Annotated in this window: 1 protein-coding gene; it reads right to left on the bottom strand. The window is 59.0% G+C overall.

The genetic code is table 11. The annotated features are described in order from the left end of the window. Window positions 1–327 (bottom strand): hypothetical protein (locus H0Z09_RS27200; RefSeq protein ID WP_186694939.1); only part of this gene is annotated, 327 nt, incomplete at both ends.

Below are 327 nucleotides of genomic sequence, written 5' to 3'. Positions count from 1 at the left end.
CAACCGTCAGCCGGCCTTTGTCGTCATAAGATTTGAAGTGCTGGGCACCATCCGGATCGACGCGCTGTACCAGGCGCGCCCGATCATCGTGCACATAGACTTCCTGACTGCCATCGGCGTTATGCACGACAACGCTGCCGTCATCATTCCAGGCATACCGCGTGTCCATCTGCGAAAAACTCGCCCAGTGCCGGACACACCGTGCCGCCTTGCCAGTTCGTTCCCATTCCCAGTAGAAACTCGCCCCACCGGCCAACCCACGCTCAAGAATGACGTGCTGCTCGTCGTACCGATAAACCTCACTTTCGCCTACCGCATTGGTCGCCG

It is taken from the genome of Pseudomonas sp. SWRI18, assembly GCF_014268345.1.
Taxonomy (GTDB): domain Bacteria; phylum Pseudomonadota; class Gammaproteobacteria; order Pseudomonadales; family Pseudomonadaceae; genus Aquipseudomonas; species Aquipseudomonas cedrina.
This window is presented reverse-complemented; position numbering and strand designations above follow the sequence as displayed.